The sequence below is a fragment of the Microbacterium sp. NPDC089695 genome, from assembly GCF_044749085.1.
Classification (GTDB): Bacteria; Actinomycetota; Actinomycetes; order Actinomycetales; family Microbacteriaceae; genus Microbacterium.
This window is the reverse complement of the sequence record NZ_JBIVHG010000001.1, coordinates 1,681,362-1,704,374: the sequence shown is the minus strand read 5'-3', so window position 1 is coordinate 1,704,374 and position 23,013 is coordinate 1,681,362. Positions and strand designations below refer to the sequence as shown.

20 protein-coding genes are annotated in these 23,013 nt (G+C 70.6%); 6 read left to right on the top strand and 14 right to left on the bottom strand.

Annotation, left to right across the window (positions count from 1 at the left end; translation table 11 throughout):
- Positions 1-33 precede the first annotated feature (33 nt).
- Complete coding sequence (locus ACIPYT_RS08285; RefSeq protein WP_401072468.1) at positions 34-3,366, bottom strand: hypothetical protein; 3,333 nt, start codon at positions 3,364-3,366, stop codon at positions 34-36.
- A gap of 188 nt (positions 3,367-3,554) precedes the next feature.
- Here ACIPYT_RS08285 and ACIPYT_RS08280 point away from each other — a divergent pair, with 188 nt between their 5' ends.
- From ACIPYT_RS08280 to ACIPYT_RS08270, 3 genes are all read left to right on the top strand, one after another.
- On the top strand, positions 3,555-4,415 hold the full coding sequence (locus ACIPYT_RS08280; protein WP_401072466.1) for a spermidine synthase: 861 nt from the start codon (positions 3,555-3,557) through the stop codon (positions 4,413-4,415).
- Positions 4,416-4,516: 101 nt separating this feature from the next.
- On the top strand, positions 4,517-5,044 hold the full coding sequence (locus tag ACIPYT_RS08275) for a hypothetical protein (protein ID WP_401072464.1): 528 nt from the start codon (positions 4,517-4,519) through the stop codon (positions 5,042-5,044).
- Positions 5,045-5,094: 50 nt separating this feature from the next.
- Positions 5,095-5,583, top strand: a complete 489-nt coding sequence (locus ACIPYT_RS08270) for a SprT-like domain-containing protein (protein WP_401072462.1) — start codon at positions 5,095-5,097, stop codon at positions 5,581-5,583.
- 12 nt (positions 5,584-5,595) lie between these two features.
- On the opposite strand, the gene ACIPYT_RS08265 is transcribed toward ACIPYT_RS08270, so the two are convergent.
- The 12 genes from ACIPYT_RS08265 to ACIPYT_RS08210 form a co-directional block, all read right to left on the bottom strand.
- Positions 5,596-6,114 carry a DUF3054 domain-containing protein gene (locus ACIPYT_RS08265; RefSeq protein WP_401072460.1) on the bottom strand — a complete coding sequence of 173 codons (519 nt, stop codon included), beginning with the start codon at positions 6,112-6,114 and terminating at the stop codon, positions 5,596-5,598.
- Between the two features lie 41 nt (positions 6,115-6,155).
- A complete protein-coding gene (locus ACIPYT_RS08260) occupies positions 6,156-6,812 on the bottom strand; it encodes a 2-phosphosulfolactate phosphatase (RefSeq protein WP_401072458.1) in 657 nt (218 codons plus the stop codon).
- Between the two features lie 68 nt (positions 6,813-6,880).
- Positions 6,881-8,353, bottom strand: coding sequence for an FtsX-like permease family protein (locus tag ACIPYT_RS08255; RefSeq protein WP_401072456.1), 1,473 nt, complete (start codon positions 8,351-8,353; stop codon positions 6,881-6,883).
- Positions 8,350-9,111, bottom strand: a complete 762-nt coding sequence (locus ACIPYT_RS08250; RefSeq protein ID WP_401072454.1) for an ABC transporter ATP-binding protein — start codon at positions 9,109-9,111, stop codon at positions 8,350-8,352. Before ACIPYT_RS08250 ends, ACIPYT_RS08255 begins: the two co-directional genes overlap by 4 nt.
- 100 nt (positions 9,112-9,211) lie before the next feature.
- Positions 9,212-9,847: a response regulator gene (locus tag ACIPYT_RS08245; protein WP_401072452.1), complete on the bottom strand. Its 636-nt coding sequence runs from the start codon at positions 9,845-9,847 to the stop codon at positions 9,212-9,214.
- Positions 9,844-11,022 (bottom strand): histidine kinase, encoded by a 1,179-nt coding sequence (locus ACIPYT_RS08240; RefSeq protein ID WP_401072449.1) that lies wholly within the window; start codon positions 11,020-11,022, stop codon positions 9,844-9,846. The genes ACIPYT_RS08245 and ACIPYT_RS08240 overlap by 4 nt, the downstream gene beginning before the upstream one ends.
- A gap of 71 nt (positions 11,023-11,093) precedes the next feature.
- Positions 11,094-11,885: a class I SAM-dependent methyltransferase gene (locus ACIPYT_RS08235; RefSeq protein ID WP_401072447.1), complete on the bottom strand. Its 792-nt coding sequence runs from the start codon at positions 11,883-11,885 to the stop codon at positions 11,094-11,096.
- Positions 11,886-11,896: 11 nt separating this feature from the next.
- Positions 11,897-13,003 carry a hypothetical protein gene (locus ACIPYT_RS08230; protein WP_401072445.1) on the bottom strand — a complete coding sequence of 369 codons (1,107 nt, stop codon included), beginning with the start codon at positions 13,001-13,003 and terminating at the stop codon, positions 11,897-11,899.
- Positions 13,004-13,043: 40 nt separating this feature from the next.
- On the bottom strand, positions 13,044-14,198 hold the full coding sequence (locus tag ACIPYT_RS08225; protein WP_401072443.1) for an AMP-binding protein: 1,155 nt from the start codon (positions 14,196-14,198) through the stop codon (positions 13,044-13,046).
- Positions 14,199-14,228: 30 nt separating this feature from the next.
- Positions 14,229-15,140, bottom strand: a complete 912-nt coding sequence (locus tag ACIPYT_RS08220) for a 1,4-dihydroxy-2-naphthoyl-CoA synthase (RefSeq protein WP_401072441.1) — start codon at positions 15,138-15,140, stop codon at positions 14,229-14,231.
- Positions 15,141-15,171: 31 nt separating this feature from the next.
- Complete coding sequence (locus tag ACIPYT_RS08215) at positions 15,172-16,134, bottom strand: permease prefix domain 1-containing protein (protein WP_401072439.1); 963 nt, start codon at positions 16,132-16,134, stop codon at positions 15,172-15,174.
- Position 16,135: 1 nt separating this feature from the next.
- Positions 16,136-16,468 (bottom strand): PadR family transcriptional regulator, encoded by a 333-nt coding sequence (locus tag ACIPYT_RS08210; protein ID WP_401072437.1) that lies wholly within the window; start codon positions 16,466-16,468, stop codon positions 16,136-16,138.
- A 78-nt stretch (positions 16,469-16,546) separates the two neighbouring features.
- On the opposite strand from ACIPYT_RS08210, the gene ACIPYT_RS08205 reads away from it, so the two are divergent.
- Positions 16,547-17,524 carry an o-succinylbenzoate synthase gene (locus ACIPYT_RS08205; RefSeq protein WP_401072435.1) on the top strand — a complete coding sequence of 326 codons (978 nt, stop codon included), beginning with the start codon at positions 16,547-16,549 and terminating at the stop codon, positions 17,522-17,524.
- Positions 17,525-17,530: 6 nt separating this feature from the next.
- On the opposite strand, the gene ACIPYT_RS08200 is transcribed toward ACIPYT_RS08205, so the two are convergent.
- Positions 17,531-18,151 carry a TetR/AcrR family transcriptional regulator gene (locus ACIPYT_RS08200; RefSeq protein ID WP_401072433.1) on the bottom strand — a complete coding sequence of 207 codons (621 nt, stop codon included), beginning with the start codon at positions 18,149-18,151 and terminating at the stop codon, positions 17,531-17,533.
- A 120-nt stretch (positions 18,152-18,271) separates the two neighbouring features.
- Here ACIPYT_RS08200 and ACIPYT_RS08195 point away from each other — a divergent pair, with 120 nt between their 5' ends.
- Together ACIPYT_RS08195 and ACIPYT_RS08190 are read left to right on the top strand one after the other, a co-directional pair.
- Entirely contained in the window at positions 18,272-21,040 is a 2,769-nt protein-coding gene (locus ACIPYT_RS08195; protein WP_401072431.1) for an MMPL family transporter, read from the top strand.
- Positions 21,037-22,920 carry a YhgE/Pip domain-containing protein gene (locus tag ACIPYT_RS08190; protein ID WP_401072429.1) on the top strand — a complete coding sequence of 628 codons (1,884 nt, stop codon included), beginning with the start codon at positions 21,037-21,039 and terminating at the stop codon, positions 22,918-22,920. Before ACIPYT_RS08195 ends, ACIPYT_RS08190 begins: the two co-directional genes overlap by 4 nt.
- The last annotated feature ends 93 nt before the right edge of the window (positions 22,921-23,013 follow it).

Genomic DNA, 23,013 nt, shown 5'->3' with positions numbered 1-23,013 from the left:
ACCGGCCGGCGTCTCGGGCGGTCACCCTCGTCGTCACTCCTTGATGCTGGACGACGGCAGAAGGTGGTCGCCCCGGTTGATCACCCGATCCGCGATGTCCCAGCCGACCCGAGGGCGGAAGAGGACCAGGCCCGTGAGGCTGGTCTCCTTGAGCTTCTTGAAGGCCGAGGAGACCTTGGTGCCGAACGTCTTCGCCTGCACGACGGATGCCGGTTGCGCCCTGACGGGTGTATCCGGAACCGCGCCCCCGGTGATGATGTGATCCAGGGGGATGTCATCGTGCGGCCAGACGCGCGGTGCCCCCGTCTGTGACGTCGGCTTCGCGCCCACGGCGACCTTGTACTCGATGGACAGCGGGACTGCCACCGTCGTGTCAACCGCGAAGAGCGCGGTCGAGCGCTTGTCGAAGCTCTCGAGCGCGGTCTCGATGCCCTCCACGACGTCGGAGCCTGCGTGGCAGAAGGCCAAGGGGTCTTGTTCCGCGACCGCGGCCACAGCGATGCCCGCCACGCATCCCAGTGCGGCGGAACCCACGTCCAAGGAGAGCCACAGCGCCAGCAGATCCTTGTCGTTCGTGGGGATCTCGACGACATACAGCCCCTCGACCGCGGCTTTGCTCGCCAACTGCAGGGTGTGCGGAGCAGGGAGCTTCCGGTCGGTCGCAGCCTCCACGACCTTCGAGAAATCGAGCTTGGCATCGAGCGACGCCGAGAACTCCTTGAAGTAGATCGAATGCTCCGCCTTCAGCTCCCACCCTTCGAAATCACCGGGTCGGGGCTGGAAGAACAGTCGGACACCGTGCTTGCGGATCAGGCTCGGCGAGAGGTCGACGATCCCGGATGATGCCACCCGCGAGTCCTTGACCTTCGGCATGCTGGTGACCGAGGCCTTGATGACATCGCGGAACGCGAAAGCCATGGTCAGCGTCGGGACGTTGCAGTCCTTCGCCGTCCCGAGGTCGGAGACCGCGCACTCCCCCTTGGAGGACGTCTTCCACGGGTCTCCGAGCTTGGTCATGGATGGAGCTCCCACCACCATCTCGAGATCGAATTCGTCGCTGAGGCCCGGATACCTGCTCTCCAGGTCGATGCCCGCACGCATGAGGAAACTGAACTTGCCGCGGCCCGCGAGATGCTGGTTGAGAGTCCGGAACGACGACCATCCCTCCATCTTCACGACCGATCTGTCAGCGAACGTGACCGCCCCCAGATCCGACTCCGCATGCTCGGGCAGTCTCAGCAGCTGGGCGGACAACGGCTCCGTGGACAGCGTCGGGTCGAGCATGACCGCGTCGCGGAACCTCGCTCCGACGTCTCCCTGTCCTGTGCAGGCAGCGATCGGCACGTCGAAGATCTCGCATCGCCACCAGTTTGCGAGGTGCCCCAGCTCCTCGAAGTAGTACTTGCCGAGCTCGGGACTGTCGGCGCTGACCCGGTCGGAGTTCAGAACGATCACAGCATGATCCGCGTCGAAGATCATCCCCGCCGGTCGGTCTCCGAGCGTCGAGGACGTGACCCAGCGCGGCTCGATCTGCTGGATGTACGCCTTGTCGGTGACGACCTTGATCAGTTCGCGGGTCACGCGTCGCTGATCCCACCCCGCGTAGGTCGGGTTCTGATGCGCGACGTCGGCGTAGCCCGCGCCCATGGCGTGCGCGAACACCGCCTCGATGCCCCTTTCGAATGCGACCGTCGGTCGCATGTCCGCGATCGTCTGCTCGTCGCCGACGGGATCGGCGAACGCCGCCGCCCCCGCCGGAGGGGTGAACTTCGAACGGAACTGCGCCGCCTGGTCGTTCTTCGCCAGCCAATCGAAGATCTGCATCCTCGGCGCTTCGGCGCGCAGATGCGCGAAGTCCCGGAAGGGCGACGACGGAGGCATGCCCGCGGAGCCGTCGCTCGACCACAGACCGGTCTGACGCACCCCTTCGACGGCCTCGTCGCCGAGGTCGCGTTCGAAGTCCGAGGCGATCGCCTCGAGCGCCGTGCCGAAGTCCGAGTTCGTCGCGACGTCCTGCAACGCCTTCATGAGGAACGCCTGCTTCTCGTCGGAGAGCTTGCCTTCGGCCGTGAGCTCGACAGCCCCTTCGACGGCTTCACCGGCGAGTCCGAACCCGCCGAGGAAGATCTTGCGGAGGTTCGCTCCGGTCGGGTTCGCCTCGTACGCTTCGATCCTGCGGATGAGCGGCCCGATCAAGGGGATCGACTCCGCCGCCTCGATACCCGACCGCGTGCGCTTCCACTCCTCTTCAAGAGCGACGTACGCCGCGTGGTCGTCAGCCGCGGCCTGGGCGTAGGCGTCGCGAATGGTCTTGAGCTCCGCCAGTTCCTTGCTCTCGACACGCATGAGTGCGGCGAAGTGAGTATCGTCCGACGCGGCCCAGGACTCGTGGAGACGGTGCCAGTCCTCCGCCATATGGAGTCGGGCCCCGGACTGCGCCGCACTGACCTTGTCATTGCGTTCGCGCGTGAATGCCTTCACCTCTTCGTCAGCCGCGACCCTGGCGTCTCTGGCACGGTTGCAGATGCCGTTGCCCTTGCCACTCGGACAGCTGCTCCTCTGCGCCTTCAGAGCATCGGCAGCCCGTGCCGTGAGCTCAGCGAGACGCGTCGTGTAGTTCATCTGCCTCTCGACCCGAGACGTCGCCTCGTTCAGGGCCTGCCAGAACAGTCGGTCCATGCGCGCGAGCTGACGGGCGTACGAGCCGTCGGCCTCCGCGAGCTGGGGAGAGCGCAGGGCGTTCCGCAGAAGACGGCATTGCTCGGCGAGCGCCTTCGCGGGTTCGGAGGACACGCAGGATGCGGTCTTCACGAGCAGCCGATCGCTCTGGGCGTTCATGTCGACGCCCGGGGCGCTGCGCAGGCATTCCGTCCCGGTGGCGCTGATGCATACGAGCCGTCCGTCGAGCTCGTGTGCGTAGTACACGGGCACTCCCATCGCGGCGCCGTCGAGCCAGGTGAACTCGGCCATCCGCGCGTCCGCGCAGTACCGCGCCCAGTCGGGCGCCGCAGGCCGCGGCTGACCCGCGCGCGGCGGCGGGGTCGTCACCGCCGGTCGCACCATCGAGCAGCGCTGCAGCGCGACGGTGCTCCAGTCGATCGCCTCCGCCGACGCGATCGGCATCTTCTCTCCCGTCGCCGGGTCGATCGTCGTGAGGAACACGAAGTCCGCGCGGCGGATGGTGTACACCGCCGGCGAGAGTGCGAGATCCTCCGTGAGGACCTGCAGCTGCTCTGTCGTTATGGAGGCGATCTCCGCGCGTTCCACGCTGTCGGCGGCCATCGCGGCCCCGATCCCTCCGGGCAGGAGCGTCAGTGCCACCGCCGCGACGACGATCACGGCTCCCGCTCTCAGGGTCTTCCTCATGCCCACGGGCATCCTCATCTCTCGGGTGCGGCGCACCGGGGATGACGGGGCGCCGAGGGGATGCAGAGATCCAGCGTCATCTGCGCCGCCGAAGCTATCAGCGCATTCCCGCGACATCTCGGTACACCGATATGTGCTTCTGGCAGCCCGGGAACGACGGCGATCCCGGGCACGCGTAGTCTCGGAATATGGGTAGGACACGCTCACGGGACACCGAGCAGCCGCACGCGCGACTCGATCACGGGGGGCTCGCACGCATCGCGCCGTCGGAGTTCACGAGCGGCTTCGAGTTGATCGTCGACGACACCCCGCAGTCGCACGTCGATCTCGACGACCCCACCCACCTGCACTTCGAGTACATCGTGCGGATGGGCGCGGTCATCGACCAGCTCCCCGAGGGTCCGCTCACGGCCGTGCACCTCGGGGCCGGGGCGCTCACGATCCCGCGCTACGTCGAGGCCACACGTCCCGGTTCCCGCCAGCAGGTGATCGAGCTCGAGGCGCCGCTCGCCACCCTCGTGCGGGAGCACCTGCCCCTTCCCCGCGGCGCCGCGATCCGGGTGCGCATCGGCGACGCCCGCGAGGGGGTGGGCCGTCTGCCTGACGCGCTGCAGGGCAGGTGCGACCTCGTCGTCTCCGACGTCTACTCCGGCGCGCAGACTCCCGCACACCTCACGAGCGTCGAGTTCTACCGCGAGCTGCGGACCCTGCTCGCCCCGACCGGAGTGCTGCTCGTGAACGTGGCCGATGGCCCTGGTCTCGCCTTCGCGCGCCGTCAGGTCGCGACGATCGCCGACGTGCTCCCCGAGATCGGGGTGTTGGCCGACACCCAGGTGCTCAAGGGACGCCGCTTCGGCAACCTCGTGATCGCGGCATCGGCGACGCCGCTGCCGACCGAGTGGCTGCCGCGGATGCTCGCGGCCGGGCCCCATCCGGCCAAGATCGCGCAGGGCGCGGAGGTCGCGGCGTTCATCCAGGGCGCACGCATCGTGACGGACGCGGATGCCGTCGCCTCACCGCGCCCCGACGCCTCGCTGTTCCTGCGCTGACCGCGCGTCTCGGAATCGGATGCGCCCGGCCGGGGCGTGCCGCCCCGGCCATCGGGCTCATCGAGGGCACACTGGTGTGGGGATGCTGCGGAAGGAGAGCAATGAGTGTCATCCGAGGCTACGACCGGGACAGCCTTCGCGAACTGGTCGATCTCGATGAATGCGCGGCACGCCTCGACGAGATCTCCCATCAGCGCAGCCTGCCCGCACTCCTCGAACGCGTGTGGCTGCTGAAGGTCCTCGATCGGCTCGACGAGGCGCTCGCGCTCGCTGACGACACCGTGCGGCAGGCACGCATGGCCGGCACGCGCAAGGACGTGCTGCGAGCCCGCGTGCTCCACGCCACTGTGCTGCAGCATCGACGCGCCCACGCGGCCGCCGAGCAGGAGCTCGCGACCTGCGCCTCGGAGGCCGAGGGCCAGCGCTGGGTGTCGATCGCCGCGTTCGCACACCACCACCACGGCCGCAACGCCTACGAGTCGGGTGACTACGACGCTGCGCGCGAGAGCTTCAAGCAGTCGCTGTTCCTGCGCCGCGAGGCCGGAGCGGACGATCGCGAGCTCGAGACCGTGCTGCTCGCGATCGAGGCGGCCGAGCGCCGGCGATCGTCGGAGCTGCTCGCCGGCTGACCATGCCCCTCCTGCGCCGCGATGTCGGCGGTATGGCTTAGCCTGAGCGCATGGCGGAACTGGAACGGGTGCGCGTCTGGGGCGAAGCACTCATCGCACTGCATCTGGACGACAGCTGGTCGTTCGGTTTCGACCACGCGAAGCGCCGCGCAGGGCAGTGCGACTACTCGAAGAAGCGCATCACCGTGTCGCGCTACCTCGCCGCGCGGTTCGACGACGACGACATCCATCAGGTGCTGCTGCACGAGGTCGCGCATGCCCTCGCCGGTCATGCCGCCGCGCACGGTCCGACCTGGAAGCGTGTCGCGCGTGACCTCGGCTACGTGGGCGGCACCACGCATCACGGCGAGACGGCCGTCGAACTCGCTCCGTGGGTCGGCAGCTGCCCTGCAGGACACGTGACCTACCGACACCGCCGGCCGTCGAGGGCGACCTCGTGCGCGCGATGCTCACGCACGTACGACGCCAGGCACCTGTTCACGTGGACCCGGCGTGAGATCAGCGCCGACGTGCGGCTCGCGGCGCAGATGTCGCGCTGACGGCAGGAGCGGTCACGAGCGCGGATGCGGCTCGTCCGACCCCTCGTGCGGCGCCCACGGGGCCTCGGCGACGCCCGGGTCTCCGGTCGCCTCGACGTCGACATCGGGATCGGCATCAGGATCGGCATCGGCATCGGCATCGGCATCGGCCTCCGCATCGGCTTCGGCAGAGCGCCCCGCGCGACGACGCAGGAGCGCGGCGACCGCCCGCCACCCCACGAGCAGCACGCCGAGAGTCAGCGTCGCGACGATCACGAAGGCGACCTGCGCCGTGTCGCCCGATGCGAGGCGCAGCAGGATGCCGCCCGTCACCGTCACGACCCACACGACGACGCCCCACGGGAGCGACCACGGACGCCGTGGGCGGGCGGGCAGCGCAGCGGCGATCAGATGACCCGCGAGCAGCGCCACGAGGAACGGCCAGGCCGTGATGAGGAAGCCGCCGGGGTCCTCCTGATGCGAGGCGCGGCCGATCACCGCGAACACGAGCACGAAGACGGCGTCGAGGATGAGAGCGGGCACGTATCTCATGCCCCGACCCTACGTCGAGCGCATCGCCTCGTCGATCAGACTCACTCGAACGCGACGAAGACCCCGTCACGGAGCACGGGAACGACGTCGACGGCATCGAGCTGTGCGGCGTCGGTCGCCGTGGTCGGGGTGACGCCTGCTGCCGACATCCGCTCGGTCGCGGGCACGCCGTCGGCGATCTCCCGCGCCGATCCGCTCGCCGAGACCATGTGGCGAAGGGCACGCCGCAGCGCGCGGAACCCCTCGGCGGCGACGGCGGCGTCCGGCGCGGTGTGATCGATGCCGCGGGTCGTGAGAGCGTCGATCACCGCCCCCGCACCGAGATGGTCCTCGACCGCGAACCTCAGGATGCCGTCGGCATCCGACTCTCCCGCGGCGATCACCGCGACCGAGGTGCGGGCCTGACGGCGCTCCTGGATCGTCGTGATGGCGGAGGCGACGGCCGAGGCGTTGCGGATCCCGCCGATCAGCACGACGGCGTCGCCTGCGGACGCGGCGACGGCCGCGCCGTTGCGCGACCACGCGAGCGCGTCATCGAGCGCGATCGAGGCACCGGAGGCCACGGCATCCGCCACCGTCGAGGAGAACCGCAGCACGTCGACGACCACCACGACGTCGGCGGGCGCCAGGCGTGCGAGCCCGCCGACCCCCCACTCGAGGCGCACCTGGTACGTGGACTGGTCGAAGGGAGTCGGCATCCGTCCAGCCTAGGGTGCGCCGCTGCCCCCGCCGCTCGTATGTCGACGGGGGCAGCGAGACGTCGCGATCAGTCGGCGGCGAGCGCCTCGACAGGGGCGACCCGGGTCGCGAGGCGCGTCGGCGTCGCCGCCGCGACCAGCGTCAACGCGGCGGTCGCGACCACGATGGCCGCCACCGGGATCCACGGCACGTGCGGTGCCACCAGACCGGCCGGTTCGAAATCGGGCAGCGTGGGGGTCGAGCCCAGCAGCGACTGCGCCGCGATCCACCCGTAGAGCACGCCGAGCACGAGTCCCGTGAGCGTCGCCGCGACCGTGATGTGCGTCGCCTCGAGCAGCACCATCGTGCGCACCTGCCTGTTCGACAGCCCGATCGAGCGGAGCAGCCCCAGCTCGCGTCGCCGCTGCACGACCCCGATCGTGAGCAGGTTCACGAGCCCCACCGCCGCGATCACGGCGGAGACGGCGACGAGCACCATCATCACTCCGGCGAAGGCGTCGAACGGCGCGAAGAACTCGTCGGGGATCGACTCCTCCGACTGCCCGATCAGCATCTGCTTTACCGACTCCAGAGCGACCGCGAACATCGTGACGAGCGTGACCCCCATGACCACGCCGATCGCCATGCGCGACGACCGCTCGGGGTGGCGGAGCGCGTTCTCTGCGGCCAGCCGTGCGGTGGCACCCGAGCCGAACGCCCGACCGACGAGCCGCAGCACCGGGGGCATGAACAGCACGGCGCCGATCACGAAGCCCGTGAACGACAGCAGTCCGCCGACGAACGAGATGACGATGCCCGCCGGGGTGAGCAGTCCCGCGAGCACGCCGCCCCCGAGCAGCAGCGCTCCCGTGATCACCAGCACCCAGGCGCCGACGTGACGGCTCTTGCGCGAGACCTCGTCATGCGTGCGCTCGACCGATCCCCCGATCGCCTGCAACGGCGTCACGGCGAGCACCCGACGCGACCCCGCCCATGCGGCCGCCCATGTCGTGAGCGCGACGCCGACAGCCGGCAGCACGACGAACGGCTGAGCGATCGTGAAGTCGCTCGGCACGTGCGCGATGAACGCCGAGCCGATCTGCACACCCGCGGCCGAGACGCCGAGCCCCACCAGCATCCCGATCAGGGCGCCGATCACACCGACGACGAACCCCTGGCGCCCGACCTCGGCGCGCTGTGACCGCGCGGTCGCGCCGATCAACCGCATCAGGGCGATCTGCCGGGTGCGACCGGCGATGATCGTCGAGAACGTGTTCGCCGTCACGATCGCCGCGACGTACATCGCGACGGCGGTCAGGAGCACCGACAGCAGAGCCACGACGAAGGCCAGCGTGTCGCTGTCGCCGATGAAGGGGTCGGCCTGGAGCACCGCCCCCAGGAAGGCCGTGGTCTCGACGAGCACGACGCCGAAGCCCGCCGACAGCGCCGCGACGAGGATGCTGGCCCCCATGCCGCGGTCGCGCAGCCACGCGAGCCGCGGTCCCGTCGCCGCGGTCTCGGGCACGATGGTGCGCGTGAGCGGTTCGGCCACGGCGGTCATGCCGCCACCTCCGCAGCCAGCATGTACGCCGAGATCTCCTCGGCGCTCTGCCGCGGATGATCCGCGACGATCCGGCCGTCTCCGAGGAACAGCACGCGATCGGCGTAGCTCGCGGCGATCGCATCGTGCGTGACCATGGCGATCGACTGTCCGTGATCGCGGCTGGCCGCGGCGAGCAGCTGCAGCACCTCGCGACCGGTCTTCGAGTCGAGATTTCCGGTCGGCTCATCGGCGAACACGAGATCGGGTGCGGTGGCGAGCGCGCGGGCGATCGCGACGCGCTGCTGCTGTCCGCCCGACAGCTGGTGCGGACGATGCTGCAGCCGTGAGCCGAGCCCGAGGGTCTCGATGAGACCGTCGATGCGCGCCTTCTCGAGCGCGCTCGGACGACGGCCGTCGAGTTCGAACGGCAGCAGGATGTTGCCGAGCGCGGTGAGCGTGGGCACCAGGTTGAACGCCTGGAAGATGAAGCCGACGCGGCGGCGGCGCAGGATGGTGAGGTCGAGGTCTCCGAGGCCGGTGATCTCGGTGTCCCCGATCCAGGTGCGTCCGCCGGTCGGGCTGTCGAGGCCGGCCATGATGTGCATCAGCGTGGACTTGCCCGAGCCCGACGGGCCCATGATCGCCGTGAACTGGCCACGGCGGATGCCGACGCTGATGTCGTCGAGGGCGTGGACCGTGCCCTCGCCCGAACCGTAGGTCTTCGTGAGGTGCTGGACGCGGGCGGCGAGCCCGAGGTCGCTGGTCGTGATCTCCATGTCATCGACGCTATTTCCGGGGCATCTCCCGGCGCGTCGGCCTGTCGGCGCATCCGCCTACATCTGGAGGATGATCCGGCGGAGCGGTGTCGCACCCGAGTCAGGCGAGTCCGTGCTCGAACGCGAACACCACGAGCTGCACGCGATCGCGCAGCGACAGCTTCGAGAGGATGCGGCTGATGTGCGTCTTCACGGTCGCTTCGCTCAGGTACTCGCGGGCGGCGATCTCGGAGTTCGAGAGCCCGCGGGCCGCGAGCGCGAAGATCTCCTGCTCGCGGTCGGTGAGCGCCGCGAACTGCGGCGGCACGGGCTTCGGCGCCTCGGCGAAGTGCTCGAACAGCTCGCGCGTCGCGGAGGCGGCGATCACGCTCGACCCGGAATGCACCGTGCGGATCGCTGCCAGCAGGAACTCGGGGTCGGCGTCTTTGAGCAGGAACCCGCTCGCCCCCTGCCGGATCGCGCGCGCCGCGGCCTCGTCGAGGTCGAAGGTCGTGAGCATCACGATGCGGGGGGCGTCCGGTTGCGACAGGATCTCGGCGGTCGCCGTGAGGCCGTCCATGACCGGCATCCTGATGTCCATGAGCACCACGTCCGGGCGCACCGACCGCACCAGGTCGATCGCCTCGCGGCCGTCGCCCGCCTCACCCACGACGTCGAGGTCGGGCTGCGAGGCGATGAGCATGCGGATGCCGGCACGGAACAGCGCCTGGTCGTCGACGAGCAGGACCCTGATCATTCACCATCTCCGATCGGGAGCGTCGCATGCACGACGAACTCCGCCCCCACACGCTCCGCCTGCAGGCTACCGCCCACGAGCTGGGCGCGCTCGCGCATGCCGATGAGTCCGTGACCGCCCGCCGCCGCCGTGCGGTGCGGTGCCACCGTGTTGCGCACCCGGATGTCGACGCGGTCGGGGAGCCATGCGAGGTGCACGTCGACGGCGCCGTCGCCGTGGCGGAGCGCGTTCGTGAGCGCCTCCTGCAGGATGCGGTACACGGCGAGCTGGATCGCGCCCGGCGGCTCTCCGGGCGGGGTCGGGTCGATCGTGATGCGCGGTTCGATGCCCGCCTGCCGCACCTGCGCGAACAGCGCCTCGAGGTCGGCGAGCGTCGGCTGCGGGCCGTCGCCCTGCCGGTGGCGCAACTGGGTGAGCAGCAGCCGTACGTCGCTGAGCGCACCGCGGGCGGTCTGCGCGATCGTGCCCAGCGCCTCGGTCGCCATCTCCGGCTTCGCGGCCGCGGCGTAGCGCGCGCCGTCGGCCTGCGCGATCACGACGGCGAGCGAGTGCGCCACGATGTCGTGCATGTCGCGCGCGATGCGCACGCGCTCCTGCTCCTCGGCAGCCAGCGACTCGGCCTGCAGCTGCGCCGTCCGTGTGCGGCGCGCGCGGAGGATGACCCGCCACAGCAGACCGCACACCCACGAGAAGCCGAGCGCGAGCAGCGAGAGCGCGAGCAGCAGGGTGCCCGCGGTGATCTTGTCCCAGCCGCTGCCGGAGCCGAACGCGACGCCGTTCACGATGATCATGTAGGTCGCGGCGACGAATCCCCCACCGATCGCCGATCCGAAACCCCACCACAGCACGGTCCTCGAGCCCCACGCCGACGTCGCATAGAGCACCAGGAGGATCGCCACATCGGACGGCAGCGGCCCGAATCCCGCGATCATCTGCAGCACCGCGCCGACCCACGCGGCGATCAGGGCGAGCCCCGGAGCGAGGCGTCCGATCGCGACGCCCCCGAACATCAGGATGCTGGAGATCACGACCGCGGCGATCGCGCCGCCGTCGATCGTGGGGCCCGTCGTTCCGGGCCCGTAGAACACGACCGACATCGGGGTGAAGATGATGAACAGCAGCGACGCCCCGATGATGTCGAGGACGAGCGCTGTGCGCGAGAGCGGGCGGATCACTCCCCCACGCTACGCGGCGCGGCAGACGGCTCGCATCCGCCTGGGGATGTATCCGCCGGCGGATGCCGACGTCATGCGCGGGCGATGATCTCGCCGTGCGGCACGAGGAACCATCCGTCGCCGTCGTCGGCCCAGCGGCGCCACGCGTCGCTGATCGCCCGCAGATCGGGCGGCGACGCCATCTCGCCGTCGACGAGCTGGCGGGCCAGCGCGGATTCGAGGATGCGATCGGCCCACATCCCGCCCCACCAGGCGCGGTCCTCGGCGGTGGCGTAGCACCAGGTCGACGCCGTCGCCGTGACCTCGTCGAAGCCCGCCGCACGCGCCCAGGCGAGCAGGCGGCGCCCGGCATCGGGTTCGCCTCCGTTCGCGCGCGCCGCGCGCCGGTACAGATCGAGCCAGGCGTCGAGCTCGGGCAGCAGCGGGAACCAGTGGAAGCCCGCGTAGTCGGCATCGCGGGCCGCGACCACCCCGCCGGGCACAGCGACCCGGCGCATCTCCCGGAGCGCCTGCACGGGGTCGCCCACGTGCTGCAGCACCTGGTGCGCGTGCACGACGTCGAAGGAGTCGTCGGCGAAGCTCAGCGCATGCACGTCCTCGACCGAGAAGTCGAGGTTCGTGAGCCCGAGTCCCGCTGCCAGATCACGCGACAGCGACAGCGCGGACTCGTCGAGCTCGGTCGCGGTCACGTGCGCCACCAGTCCGGCGAAGTCGGCCGTGATGCTGCCGGGCCCGGCCCCGACGTCGAGGAGTCGCGTGTCGGCGTGCAGGTGCGGCCGCAGATACTCCGCGGAGTTCGAGATGTCGCGGACGCTGTGCGAGCGGAGGACGGACTCGTGGTGCCCGTGCGTGTAGGTGGCCATGCTCCAGTGTGTCAGGAACCAGAGGGGCGACGATCCGCCGGGCCGTGAGCCAGGAGCGCCGTGCGCACCGCGTGCACCGTGGCGTCGACGTCGATGCCCGAGGTGTCGACGGCCACGAGGCCGGGAGCTGCGGCGGACGCTGCGCTCGATGCCGTCGCCGCGAGCAGCGCCTCGATCTCGGCATCGGATGCACCGACCACGTCGTCGCCTGCCAGGTGCGGGCCGCGGCCGTGCCGTCGCTCCTCCGCATGCGCACGTCGGGATGTCGCGTCGGAGATGAGACGGAGCACGACCACCTCGGCGTGCGGGAACGCCGAGGTGACGTCGTCCGACGCGATCGAGTCCGGGGCCACGACCACGAGGTGCTCGGCCCCGACCTGCGCGAACGACTCGTGCAGGGCGACGACTCCGGCGAGCGCGAGCGCGTCGGAGGGGGCGTCGGAGTCGCCCGTGAACGCGAGCTGCGCGGCGTCCGCGAATCCCGTCCGGACCCCGTCGGCCCAGAGCTCGGAGGCCCACCGCCATCCGATCGTCGAGGCGCCGGCGAGGCGCGGTCCGGTGACCCAGAGCACGCTCCCATGCGCCTCCGAGACGACTGTCGCGGGGCGCGCCTGCTCGGCGAGCGGTGCGTCGGCGCAGCGGACGACGTCGACGACCGCGTCGGCGACCTCGTCGACCGTGAGGTGGTCGGTCGCGATGCGGATCCAGTCCGCGTGCGCGTGGGCGGACTCCTCGGTACCGGCGGCGAGCGCCCTGAGCGTCTGATCGTCGGGCCAGTCGCGCACGGCCAGGCGCGCGCGACGGACCGACTCTGCGGCGTCGAGCCAGATCGAGGTCGCGGGGCGCCCGTGCGTCGGCGGAGTGCGCGTCTCGGCGACGCCGGAGACGACGAGTGTCTGCATCCCCGCATCCGCGAAGCCGCGTGCGACGCGCTCCAGCACTCGTTCCTTCAGTGCCCATCTATCGGGATCCGCCTGCGGCGCGGGATAGCACATGCCGAGCTGGTCGATGTCGACGTATCCGGCGCGCACACCGTCGTCGCGCAGGCGCTGCGCGACCCGCCGGGCGACGGCGCTCTTGCCGACGCCGGGGCCGCCGGCCAACCGCAGGATCTCCACGCGACGAGCCTACGTTCTCGCCGACGGAGCGCTCTCGCGCTCAGCGCAGGTCGACCACGGCCCGGCGGATCGCCTCGCGATCGGGCTTGCCCGACGCGAGCACCTCGAGCTCGTCGACGAGCACCATCCGGTCGGGACGCGCGTGCTTGCCGAGCTCCGCGGCCACGGCCTCGCGAGCCTGCACGAGCTGGTCGGACTCACTCCGCCGCAGCGCCTCTCCGCGCGGAGCCACGATCACCGAGGCCTCTCCCCACCGCGCGTCCTCGACGCCAACGACCACGGCGCCGCTGAGACCCGCGACGCGACGCACGATGCGTTCGACGCGGTCGAGCGAGATGTTGATGCCGCCCGACACGATCACGTTGTCGGCGCGGCCGTGCACCCGAACCACTCCGTCGTCGACCAGACCGAGATCACCCGTGCGATACCAACGGATGCCGTGCTCGTCATGCGTGAAGGTCCGGGCCGTGAGCTCGCCGTCGCCGAGATACCCGTCGGCGAGCATCGGACCAGCGATGCGCAGCTCGCCGTCGACGGTCCGCACGGCGACGGTCTCGAGCGGAACGCCGTCGTACACGCATCCGCCGCTGGTCTCGGTCGAACCGTACGTGCGCACGAGGCGGACGCCCAGGTCGGACGCCCGCTCGCGCAACGGCTCGGGCAGCGCCTGACCGCCGACGAGGATCGCACGGTAAGCCTGCAGCGCCGCGCGCACGGGCGCGTCGGCGGCCGCATCGAGCAGCGTCGACAGCTGCGCGGGCACGAGAGACGTGTACAGCTCGGGGATGCCGTCGCCCGGTGCCGGTCGCAGCATCGACAGCGTCGCCTCGGCGAACGCGTCGGGCGAGAACCGGCCGCCCAGCGCGACCGGCTCGGTTCCCGCGAGGATCGAGCGGACGACCACCTGGAGCCCTGCGACGTATCCGCCCGGCAGCGCGAGCAGCCAGCGTCCCGAACCGATGCGCCGAGCCGTGGCCTCGGCGCTCGCGCGCAGCGCCTCCGCACTCAGAGCGACACGTTTGGGAATGCCGCTCGACCCCGAGGTCGCGATGACGACCGCCGTGCCCCGCGGCACCCAGTCGGGCGCGTCGCCGAGCATCCCGAATCCCAGAGCCGGTCCGCCGTCGAGAGCACGGGCGAGAGCGTCACGCAGCAGCACCGGATCCTCGGCATCCATCGCGATCAACCCGACCATGTGCGCCTCGCCTCTGTCAGACCCGATGGTTCAGTAGTGCCAAGGGAACGACGACCAGTCGGGAGCGCGCTTCTCGAGGAACGAGTCGCGACCCTCGACGGCCTCGTCGGTGCCGTACGCGAGACGCGTCGCCTCGCCGGCGAACACCTGCTGTCCGACGAGACCGTCATCGACCGCGTTGAACGCGAACTTCAGCATGCGGATCGCCGTCGGCGACTTCGTCAGCACCGTGCGGGCCATCGCGAGCGCCTCGCGTTCGAGCTCGGCATGCGGCACCACACGGTTCACGGCACCGGCCTCGTACGCTCGCTGCGCCGAGTACTCCTCCGCGAGGAAGAACACCTCCCGCGCGAACTTCTGCCCGGTCTGCCGCGCCATGTACGCCGAGCCGAAGCCCGCATCGAAGCTGCCCACATCGGCATCCGTCTGCTTGAAGCGCGCCTGCTCGGCCGAGGCGATCGTGAGGTCGCACACGACGTGCAGGGAGTGCCCGCCGCCGGCCGCCCAGCCGGGCACGACCGCGATCACGACCTTGGGCATGAAGCGGATGAGCCGCTGCACCTCGAGGATGTGCAGGCGCCCGGCGCGCGCGGGGTCGTGCACGGCCGTCTCGTCGTCGGAGTACTTGTACCCGTCGCGCCCGCGGATGCGCTGGTCGCCGCCCGAGCAGAACGCCCATCCGCCGTCCTTCGGGCTCGGCCCGTTGCCGGTGAGCAGCACGGCGCCGATGCGCGGGTCCTGGCGGGCGATGTCGAGCGCGCGGTACAGCTCGTCGACCGTGTGCGGGCGGAAGGCGTTGCGCACCTCCGGACGGTCGAAGGCGATGCGCGCGACACCGCCGTCGTGCGTCACGTGCGCCGTGATGTCGGTGTAGTCCTCGGCGCCGGGCGCGAGCGTCCACTCGTCGGGGTCGAACAGGTCGGAGACGAATGCGCTGGTCACGGCATCCAGCCTATTCCTGCACGCCCGAGGCTCACGAGCGGGATGCGCGCGCCGTCTTGATCCAGCCGTCGACGATGTCCCAGAGCGGGAAGGCGACGAGGCAGAAGCCGGTGACGATCGCGAGGATGCGCAGCACGTCGTCTTCGACGATGCCGTCGGCGAAGACGAACTCGAGGAAGGCGGGGTTCACGAGCTCGCCGCGCACCAGTAGTATCAACGCCCACACCGCGAAGGCCACCGCGAGCACTGTGTTCACGACGGCGAGGCCGACGGTCCAGCGGCCTCGGGCGTACACCGCGATCGCGAGCAGCGTCTCGGCCGCGATCAGCACGAAGAGCATCGTCACGCCCCACGGCCACAGCCCGGGGTTCAGCAGCGGGATGGGCGCACCGCCCGTGGGGAAGAACCCGAGCAGCGCGTCCCACAGCACGGCGCCGACGCCGAGCACGAGGAAGACGATCGATGCGATCGCGTCAGCACGCCCGACCCCGTTCGCGCTCGGCTCGGGAAGCTGATCGAGATCCCACTCCGGCAGGCTTGTCTCGCTGTTCGACCGTTCCAGGATCACGAACACGAGCGTCGTCCAGAAGCAGATGTGCACGACGGCGCCGAGGGTCGCGACCACCGACGAGCCGATCACCTCACCCGTCGGCGCGCCCGACAGGATCTGCCCGAGCGCGACGGCCAGGAGCACGAACACCGGCACGACCCAGAGCAGCAGCTTCAGCAGCCGCCACCACGTCAGGTAGTACTTCGGGCCGATCAGGTGCAGCGGCCGGTCGGCGTAGCCGGCGGCGAGGAGTCCGGGGTCGCCGAGTTCGGTGAGGACGGCGCGCTCGGCGGTCTCAGAGCTCTCGCCCTGCCCGATACGGGCCTCGACGGCATCCGCGATGGATGCTTCGAGCTCGGCGCGCACGTCGTCCTGCGTCTCCGGACGCAGACCGCGGATCGTCGCACTGATGTAGCGCTCGGTGAGTGTGGCCGTGATGGGCATGTCAGTTCTCCTCGGAGGTGAGGGAGGCGATCGCCGTGGTCAGGGAACGCCATTCGGAGGTGAGGGTGTCGGCGAGCCGGATGCCGGCCTCCGATGTGCGGTAGAACTTGCGGGGCCGCGCCTCGTCGGTGTTCCACTCGCTCGTGAGGTACTCCTGCTTCTCAAGACGGCGCAGCAGCGGGTACAGCGTGTTGGCGTCGGTCGCGAACCCCCGCGCCTCGAGCTGCTCGAGCAGTGCGTAGCCGTATCCGGCGGTGCGCAGGAGCTGCAGGCACGCCAGCACCACGGTGCCGCGGCGCAGTTCCTGCAGGTGCGTGTCGAGCGTCTCGTTCATGTCGATCACATTAGTGTGTGACACACACCATTGTCAACGACACATGTCTGTGTCGAAGACATCGACGAGAATGGGCGCATGATCCCTCCGCTCGCAGACCTGCTCGACTCGGCCCGCGTCGTCTCGCTCCCGATGCACACGCGCTTCCGCGGGGTCGACACCCGCGAGGCGTTGCTCTTCGAAGGTCCGGAGGGGTGGGCCGAGTTCTCCCCCTTCGTCGAGTACGAGGACGCCGAGGCGTCGACCTGGCTCGCTGCCGCGATCGACTTCGCGTGGCGCCCCCAACCCGCGCCGGTGCGTGACGGCATCCGCGTGAACGCGACGGTTCCCGCGGTCGACGCGGCCCGGGTACCCGAGGTCCTCGCACGGTTCGCCGGATGCCGGACGGCCAAGGTGAAGGTCGCGGAGCCCGGGCAGTCGCTCGCCGACGACGTCGCCCGCGTCCGCGCGGTACGCGAGATCATGGGCCCGGAGGGCCGCATCCGCGTCGATGCGAACGGCCTGTGGAACGTCGATGAGGCCGAGCACGCCGTGCACGCCCTCGCCGAGTTCGACCTCGAGTACGTCGAGCAGCCGTGCGCCGCCGTGCCCGAGCTCGCCGACCTGCGCCGACGCGTGAAGTACATGGGCATCCCGGTCGCGGCAGACGAGAGCGTGCGCAAGTCGTCGGATCCTCTCGCAGTCGCCCGGGCGAAGGCCGCCGACCTCCTGGTGATCAAGGCTCAGCCCCTGGGCGGCGTCACGCACGCCCTGCAGATCGTGACGGCGGCCGGCCTCCCCGTCGTCGTCTCCAGCGCCCTCGACACCGCGATCGGCCTCTCGCAGGGCGCGGCCCTCGCCGCAGCCCTGCCGACACTGGACTACGACTGCGGCCTCGGCACGGCATCCCTGTTCCTCGACGACGTGGCCGATCGGCGCCCGGTCGACGGGGCGATCCCGGCATCCCGCGCGGTACCCGATGCCGCGGCGCTCGATCGTCTGGCTGCATCCGCCGACCGTCGCGACTGGTGGCTCGACCGCCTCCGCCGCTGCCACGAGATGCTCGCCGCGGACTAGGACCGTTCAGACGAGCAGCAGCTGCACGAGGCGGCCGAGCTCCTCGCTGCCGGCGTGACGGAGCTGGTCGGAATCGTGACCGGCCATCGCCCCGCGCACGGTCATGCCCTCCCAGATGATCATGAGCATGCGTGCCGCCGCCTCCGCCGGAATGCGCAGTTCGAGCGTGCTCGCCTCGACGATGTCGGTGATGATCGTCGCGATGCTCGTCACCATCTCGCGCTCCTGTGCGAGGTACGCGGCGCCGAAGGCCGCATCGCGCAGTGCACGGATTCGGATCTCGCTCATGAGCATGACCCCGAGGCGGTCGTCGCTCCCGGCATCCATGATCTGCTGCACGAGCTCGATCGGATCGCAGTCCTCTGCGAGGCCTCCGTCGGCGGCGATCTCCTCGACACGGGCCCGTACGGCGCTCACGCGCTGCTCGGCGACACTGCCGGCGAGCATGAGGAAGAGCTCGTCCTTGGACTCGAAGTTCGAGTAGAACGCGCCGCGAGTGAATCCGGCGCGGTCGCAGACGGCCTCGACCGAGGCCCCGTCGAGGCCGACTTCGGCGAAGACCTGGGCTGCGGCGTCGAGCAGTCGCGCTCGGGTGTTCTCGCGGCTGCGAGTAGCGGGCGTCGTCATCGAATCCTCCTGACCATTCATTCTCACACCCTGCACACAGACTCCGGCGGGCGAATCACCTTACGATACAGATATGTATCGGATACATCCATGTATCCAACAGGTCACCCGAGGAGCAAAGTGTCCACTCTCCTGTCGTCGCTCGGCCGCTGGTCCTACCGGCACCCGTGGCGCGTGCTCGTCTCCTGGATGCTCGCGCTCGGCCTCGCCGGCGCCGGCGCCCTCGTGCTCGGAGCAGGCACCGACAACTCGTTCTCGATCCCGGGAACGGAGTCGCAAGCGGGACTCGAACAGCTCGAACGCTCCTTCCCCCAGGTCAGCGGCACCAGCGCGCAGATCGTCGTCGTGGCAGCCGAGGGCGATGCGATCACCGACGACGCGTATCGACAGGACATCGAGGATGCGGTCGATCACCTGACCGACCTCGACGACTCCGTGCTCGCGGCGACCTCGCCCTACGACGAGACCGTCAGCGGCATGATCAACGACGACGAGACCGCGGGCATCATCCGCCTGCAGTTCGACGGGCAGGCGACCGACGTGTCCGCTCAGACGCAAGACGACCTGCGCGCGGTGGTCGCCGATCTCGCCGACGAACTGCCGGAGGGGTCGCAGACCGCCCTCGGCGGCGACCTGTTCGCGACCTCGATACCCGGCGTGACACTCACCGAGGCCGTCGGACTGCTGATCGCCCTGCTCGTGCTGATCGTGACGTTCCGCTCGTTCGTCGTCGCCGGTCTCCCGCTGCTCACGGCCGTGCTCGGCGTCGGCATCTCGATGGCGGGGATCTTCGCCGCGACAGCCTTCGCGACCGTGTCGTCGACCACGCCGCTGCTCGCCCTCATGCTCGGCCTCGCCGTCGGCATCGACTACGCCCTGTTCATCATGGCGCGGCATCAGGATCAGGTGCGCGACGGCGTCGACCCCGAGGAGTCCACGGCCCGCGCCGTGGGCACCGCCGGCTCCGCCGTCGTGTTCGCCGGCGTCACGGTGCTCATCGCGCTGATCGGCCTCGGCTTCGCCGGCATCCCGTTCCTCACGACCATGGGCGTCGCGGCCTCCGCCGCCGTCGCGGTGGCCGTCGCGATCGCCGTCACGCTCACCCCCGCGATGCTCGGGTTCATGAAGGGCCGCATCGTCGGGCGTCCTCGCCGCGAACGGAAGCCCGCGAAGGACAAGCCGGCACCCGCGCCCCGCCGTCGGTTCAGCGACCGCTGGGTGAGCGGCGTCACGAAGCGCCCGATCCTCGTGTCGCTGGCCGTCGTCCTCGGCCTGGGCATCGTCGCGATCCCCGCGCTGAGCCTGAACCTGGCACTGCCGAACGCGGGCGTGCTGCCGAAGGACAACGAGGCGCGGCAGAGCTACGACCTCGTCGCGGAGGAGTTCGGCGCCGGGTTCAACGGTCCCCTGATCCTCACCGGCACGATCGTCACCTCGACCGACCCGCTCGCCCTCATGGAAGACCTCGGCGACGAGGTGGCGCAGATCGACGGCGTCAAGGAGGTCGCACTCTCGACCCCGAACGAGACCGCCGACACCGGCATCGTGCAGATCATCCCCGAGACGGCGCCCGACGATCCCGCGACCGCCGACCTCGTACGCGAGCTGCGTTCGCACCATGACGAGTGGCTCGACGAGTACGGCATCGACCTCAAGGTCACCGGGTTCACGGCTGTCGGCATCGACATCTCCGACCAGCTCGGCCACGCTCTGCTGCCGTTCGGCATCTTCGTGATCGGCCTGTCGCTCATCCTCCTCACGATCGTGTTCCGCTCGCTGTGGGTGCCGATCACGGCCGCGGCAGGCTACCTGCTGTCGATCGTCGCGGGGTTCGGCATCGTCGGCGCCGTGTTCGAGTGGGGATGGTTCGCCGACCTGCTGCACGTCGCGAAGGTCGGGCCGATCATCAGCTTCATGCCGATCATCCTGATGGGCGTGCTGTTCGGTCTCGCGATGGACTACCAGGTCTTCCTCGTCTCGCGCATGCGGGAGGACTTCGTGCACGACCCCGATGCCAAGAGCCCCGACCGACTCACCCGCCGAGCCGCCGCGCTGCGCGCCGTGCGCAGCGGATTCACCGGGTCGGCCAAGGTCGTCACTGCCGCAGGTCTCATCATGTTCGCGGTGTTCGTCGCGTTCGTGCCCGAAGGCGACTCCTCGCTCAAGCCGATCGCGCTCGGACTCGCGGCGGGGATCGCGATCGACGCGTTCCTCGTGAGGATGACCCTCATCCCGGCCCTCATGGCGATCCTCGGCGAGCACGCCTGGCAGATCCCCGCCTGGCTCGAGAGGATCCTGCCGAGCGTCGACATCGAGGGCGAGGCCGTGGAGCGCGAGCGCCACCTCGCGGACTGGCCGGGAGACGACGCGGTCGTGGCGGCCGACGACCTCACGATCGCGGATGCCGGTGTCGAGGGCGTGCACCTGCGCGTCGCCCCCTCGGGATCGGCCGTACTCACCGGATCGTCGTCCGGCGCGCTGCGCGTGCTCGCGCTCGCGATCGCCGGCCGCGTGACGCCCGACGACGGACGCCTCCGCGTCGCCGGACACCTGCTTCCCGGTCGCGCCGCCTGGGTGCGCGCTCACGTCGGCGCGGTCCTCGCAGCCGACGGAGCGGCCGCGGCATCCGAGCTCGACGAAGCCCTGCGCGGCCGCCCGACCGTCGTGGTGATCGACGGGGTCGACCGGTTGAGCCGGGCCGACCGCGATCAGGTCGCCGCGCGTCTGCGGGATGCCGACCCGTCGACCGCCCTGGTCGTCACGGCGGTCTCCGCCGACCCCGCCCGCGACCTGCTCGAGTCCGCCGGGCGCCCGTCCCCCCTCCTCATCGACATCGACGCCCCCGCGACCGCACCGGCCGCGCCCGCCACCACCGAGGTGAACGCATGACCCTCCCCATCGAGCGCGCCCGATCGCGCAAGCCCATCACCTGGCTGACCATCCTCGGCATCCTGCTGCTCCCGGCGGCCGTCGGCGGCATCCTCGTCGCCGCACTGCAGAACCCGACCGAGCGCCTCGACTCGATGACCGCGGCGATCGTCAACCTCGACGAGCCCGTCACGATCGACGGACAGCTCACGCCCCTCGGCCGTCAGCTCGCCGCCGGTCTGGTCGACGGCTCGGACGACCTCGACTCCAACCTCACCTGGGTCATCTCGAACGAGGACGACGCCGCCGACGGTCTCGCCGACGGCTCGTACCAGGCCGTCGTGACGATCCCCGAGGACTTCTCGGCCGCCGCGACCTCGGCCGGACAGGCGATCTCCGACGGCGGAGGCACGGCCGAGCAGGCCACGATCCGGGTCACGACGCCCGAAGACGGCCTCGTCGCCGACGACCTCATCACGAGCCAGATCGCCGACGTCGCGGCATCCAGCACCGGCACCATGCTGTCGGAGGCGACCATGAAGAACGTGCTGGTCGGGTTCACGACCATCGGCGACCAGATCGGCGAGGCGGCCGACGGTGCGACCCAGCTCGCCTCGGGAGCACGGGATGCCGCGACCGGCGCCGCCGCGATCCCGGACGGAGCAGCCCAGCTGGCCGATGGGGCGACCCAGCTCGGCTCGGGTGCGTCGTCGCTCGCGACCGGTCTCGACACCCTCACGACGAAGACCCGCGAGGCCGCCGGTGGCGCGAGCACGATCGGTCAGGGGCTGACCGCCGGAGCGCAGCAGCTGCAGGCGCAGGGGGTCATCCCGGCGCAGGTGAGCGGCGGGGCGGCGGCCGTCGCGACGAGCGCCCGTGACCTCGCGAACCAGTGCCAGCCGCTGCTCGCGGGCGCCGAGTTCTGCGCGAACCTCTCGACCCTCGCCGATCAGGCCGAGGGGACCTCCGCGGGCCTGACGCAGGCGAACGCCGTGGCGACGTCGACGATCGCGGGCCAGCTCTCGCAGGCCGGCGCCGGCGCGACCCAGCTCTCGGGCGGGCTCACGCAGCTCGCCGATGAGGGACTCGTGCCGTCCGCCTCCGGAGCACGCTCCCTCGCCTCCGGCGCGAACGAACTCTCCTCCGGTGTGACGGATCTCGCGACCGGAGCGACCGAGCTCACCACGGGCCTCGACACACTCGCCACGGGCACGAGCGACCTGGCGGACGGCCTTGCGACGGCATCCGACTCGCTCCCCTCGTTCAGCGACGACGAGTCGACCTCTCTCGCCTCGGTGATCGCCGATCCCGTCGCGGCGAAGGGGTCGGGGAACACGATCTTCGGGCCGACAGCGATCCCGCTGCTCGCCGCCGTCGTGCTCTGGTTCGGCGCGCTGGCCTCGTTCATCGTGCTGCGCGCTCACACGACCCGCACGCTGACCTCGCGTCGCTCGTCGGCGGGACTGGCTCTACGCGCCTTCGCCCCTGCCGCGGCGATCGGCGCCGCCCAGGGCGTGCTCGTGTCGCTCATCGTGCAGATCGTCGCGGGCTACGACGCCGGCACCTGGTGGGCGTTCGCCGGCATGGCGGTGCTCGCGGGCGTCGCGTTCGCGGCAGTCAATCAGGCACTGGTGGCCGTGTTCGGCGGCATCGGCCGGTGGATCAGCGCGCTGGTCGGCGTGCTCGCGATCGCGACCGGGGTCGTGTCGACCGTGCCCGGATGGCTCGCCGACCTCGGGGCGGCGCTGCCGACGGCATCCGCGTTCTCGGGTCTCATCGCCGCGAACGGCGGGGCTGCCGCGGCCCTCGTGGTGTGGGGCGTGCTGTCGCTCGTGGTGACGACCCTCGCGGTGACGCTCCGTCGGACGACCTCCGCCAAGGCCGCCCTGGCCGCGGCCTGATCGCGCCCCCGTCCGTGCACGGCTTCGGAGCCGAGACGAGACACGCCGCGCATCCGAAGGGATACGCGGCGTGTCGGGTCCGAACTCCGAAAC